3 protein-coding genes are annotated in these 3,658 nt (G+C 73.8%); all 3 read left to right on the top strand.

Annotated elements, in window-relative coordinates; genetic code table 11:
• Positions 1-84: 84 nt before the first annotated feature.
• The 3 genes from gcvPB to AB0H37_RS44910 are packed head-to-tail and all read left to right on the top strand — an operon-like array spanning position 85 to position 3,553.
• The gene (gcvPB, locus tag AB0H37_RS44920; protein WP_179836706.1) at positions 85-1,665 is read left to right on the top strand and encodes an aminomethyl-transferring glycine dehydrogenase subunit GcvPB; all 1,581 of its coding nucleotides are present in this window, start codon (positions 85-87) and stop codon (positions 1,663-1,665) included.
• 8 nt (positions 1,666-1,673) lie between these two features.
• Positions 1,674-2,780, top strand: coding sequence for an NAD(+)/NADH kinase (locus AB0H37_RS44915; RefSeq protein ID WP_179836707.1), 1,107 nt, complete (start codon positions 1,674-1,676; stop codon positions 2,778-2,780).
• Between the two features lie 14 nt (positions 2,781-2,794).
• Complete coding sequence (locus AB0H37_RS44910; protein WP_179836708.1) at positions 2,795-3,553, top strand: glucose 1-dehydrogenase; 759 nt, start codon at positions 2,795-2,797, stop codon at positions 3,551-3,553.
• Positions 3,554-3,658 lie beyond the last annotated feature (105 nt).

The following is a 3,658-nucleotide window of genomic DNA, read 5'->3' as shown; positions in this document are numbered from 1 at the left end:
GACCGACGCCCTGTACTGCGTCACCGAGATCCACACCAAGGACGACATCGACCGGCTGGCCGAGACCCTCCAGGAGATCGCCAAGTGAAGACGGGCCCCACCCCCTCCCCCCTCACCCCCGCCGACGCCAGGATCGGCCCGAAACCCCCGCTGCGCCGGTTCCACCAGGCCCGGTGGGACGAGCCGCTGCTGTTCGAGCTGGGCTCCCCGGGCGAGCGCGGCGTGCTGCCGCCCCTCCCGCAGGTGCCGGCGGACGTCGTCCTCCCGGACGGGCTGCGCCGCACCTCGCCCCCCGCACTGCCGGAGCTGTCGCAGCCCCAGGTGCTGCGGCACTACCTGCGGCTGTCCCAGGAGAACCTCGGCGCCGACTTCAACGTCGACGTCGGCCAGGGCACCTGCACCATGAAGTACAGCCCCAAGGTGAACGACCGGTTCGTCCGCGACCCGAAGGTGGCCGCGCTGCACCCGCTGCAGGACGAGCGGACGGTGCAGGGCGTACTGGAGATCATGTACCGGCTGGAGGGGCTGCTGCGGGAGATCTCCGGCATGGACCGGTTCTCGCTCCAGCCGGGCGCCGGCTCCGCCGCGATCTACACCAACGTCGCGATGATCCGCGCCTACTTCGCGGCGCGCGGGGAGGCCGAGACCCGCGACGAGGTCATCACCACGATCTTCTCGCACCCCTCCAACGCGGCGTGCGCCAGAACGGCCGGCTTCAAGGTCATCACCCTGTACCCGGACGCCGACGGCTACCCCGACATCGAGGCGCTCAGGCGGGCGGTCGGCCCCCGCACCGCGGCCCTGCTCATCACCAACCCCGAGGACACCGGGCTGTTCAACCCGCGGATCGAGGAGTTCGTCCGGATCGTGCACGAGGCCGGCGGGCTGTGCGCCTACGACCAGGCCAACGCCAACGGCATCCTCGGCATCACCCGCGCCCGCGACACCGGGTTCGACCTGTGCCACTTCAACCTGCACAAGACGTTCTCCACGCCGCACGCCTGCGGCGGGCCCGCCGCGGGGGCCTGCGGTGTGAGCGCGGAACTCGCCCCCTACCTGCCGACGCCGACCGTCGAGTTCGACGGCACCCGCTACCGCCTGGACGACGACCGTCCCGAGTCGGTCGGGAAGATCCGGCCGTTCTACGGCGTCGTGCCGAACCTGGTGCGCGCCTACGCATGGATCATGTCGATGGGCGGCGCGGGGCTGCGCGAGGCCGCGGAGGTGGCCGTCCTCAACAACAACTACCTGATGGCGAAGGTGCTCCAGATCCGCGGGGCGTCGGTGCCGTACGCGCCGGGACGGCCGCGGGTCGAGCAGGTCCGCTACAGCTGGGAGCGGCTCGCCGAGGAGACCGGCGTGCACAGCGAGGACATCGGCGTCCGCGCGGCCGACTTCGGCACCCACTACTGGACGAGCCACCACCCGTACATCGTCCCCGAGCCGATGACGCTGGAGCCGACCGAGTCCTACTCCCGGGCCGAGCTGGACGAGTACGCCGCGATCCTCGCCGAGGTGGCCCGCGAGGCCTACGAGGACCCCGAGACCGTCCGGACCGCGCCGCACCGCTCCACCGTGCACCGCGCCCGAGAGGACGTCCTGGACGACCCGGCGACCTGGGCGGTCACCTGGCGCGCGTACCGCCGGAAGATCCTCGGGGAATGAGGTCGCCGATGAGGATCGGGCTGGTGGTGAACCCCGTCGCCGGACTCGGCGGCCGGGTCGGCCTCAAGGGCAGCGACGGCGCCGACGTGCAGGAGAAGGCCCGTGCGCTCGGCGCGACGCCGCACGCGTCGGAGCGCGCCGTGCTCGCGCTGGCGGAACTGCGCTCCCGGCTCGGCGGCCCGTTCGCGGTGCCGACCGCGGGCGGCCCCATGGGCGAGCACGCCGTCCTCGGCGCCGGGCTGATCCCCGACGTCCGGTACCAGCCCGGCGAGCCCACCACGGCGGCCGACACCGTGCGCGCGGCGACCGCGCTCGCGCCGCAGGTCGACCTGCTGCTGTTCGCCGGCGGCGACGGGACGGCGCGCAACGTGCTGGACGCGGTCGGGTCCTCGGTTCCCGTGCTCGGCGTGCCCACCGGGGTGAAGATGCACTCGGCGGTGTTCGGGGCCACGCCCCGCGCCGCCGGGGAGGCGGCCGCCCTGATGGCCGCCGGCGGCGTGCGGATCCGGGACGCCGAGGTGATGGACCTGGACGAGGACGCCGTCCGGGACGGCCGCGTCTCCGCCCGCCTGTACGGCCACGTGCGGGTGCCCGACGTCCCGGTGCGCGTCCAGCAGCGGAAGGTGGGCGGCACGGTGGCCGATCCGTCGTCGGTCGCCGGCATCGCCGCCGGCCTCGCCGAGCGCACCCGGCCGTCCGATCTGCTGGTGCTCGGGCCCGGCACCACGATGCGCGCCGTCGCGGCCGCCCTCGGCGCCCACGTCCCCCTCATGGGCGTCAACGTGGTGGCGGCCGGCGGGGCGGTCGTCGCGGCGGACGTCGCCGCCGCCGAGCTGGAGGCGCTGGTGGACACGGCGCCGGCGTGGATAGCCGTGACTCCGATCGGCGGGCAGGGTTTCCTGTTCGGCAGGGGCAACCAGCAGATCTCCCCCGCCGTGCTGCGCGCCGCCGGCCGCGACCGGCTCGCCGTGGTGGCGACCGAGGCCAAGCTCGCCTCGCTCGGCGGCCGTCCCCTGCTGGTCGACACCGGCGACGAGGACCTCGACGCCGGCCTGCGCGGCCATCTGCCCGTACTGACCGGGCACGGCCGGTTCGCCATGTATCCCGTCCGATGAAAGGCAGAGCGAACGTGAACTCACTCGAAGGCAAGACCGCCGTGGTCACCGGGGCGGCGGGCGGCATCGGGCGGGCCGCCGCGGAGCTGATGGCGGGGCTCGGCGCCGCGGTCGTCCTGGCCGACGTCGACGAGGCGGGGGCGCGGGCCGCGGAGGCCGTCGAGGCCGCGGGCGGCCGGGCCGCCTTCGTGCGCGGGGACGTCTCCTCCGCGGCCGACTGCGCGCGGATCGTCGCCGCCGCGCGGGACGCCTACGGCGGGCTGGACGTCCTGTTCAACAACGCGGGCATCATCCGCCGCTCCACCGTCCTGGAGATCGGCGAGGACGACTGGGACCTGGTGATGGCCGTCAACGTCAAATCGATCATGTTGATGAGCCGGGCGGCGATACCGTTGATGGCCGCCGCCGGAGGCGGCAGTATCATCAACACCGGCTCGGGCTGGGGCATCCAAGGGGGAGCGCAAGCCGTGTCCTACTGCGCTTCCAAGGGCGCCGTGGTGAACATGACCCGGGCCATGGCGATCGACCACGGGCCGCAGAACATCCGGGTCAACTGCGTGTGCCCCGGCGACACCGACACCGGCATGCTCGCCGAGGAGGCCCGCCAGCTCGGCGCCCCGGCGGAGACGTTCTACGCCGACGCGGCGGACCGCCCCCTCGGCCGGATCGGCCGGCCCGCCGACATCGCCGCGATGGTGGCGTTCCTCGCCGGCGACGCGGCCGCGTTCGTCAGCGGGGCCGTCATCCCGGTCGACGGCGCCGGAACGGCCTGACCGTCCGGTCACGGCCTGACCGTCCGGTCACCCCAGGAGAGGAAGACGACAGGATGCCGATCGACCGCCGCCCCCTTCGCGAACAGATCAAGGACGAGATCCTCG

The organism is Actinomadura sp. NPDC023710, assembly GCF_040639875.1.
In the GTDB taxonomy this organism is placed as follows: Bacteria; Actinomycetota; Actinomycetes; order Streptosporangiales; family Streptosporangiaceae; genus Spirillospora; species Spirillospora citrea.
Note: the sequence above shows the minus strand (reverse complement) of the source record. Positions and strands in the feature narration are given on the sequence as shown.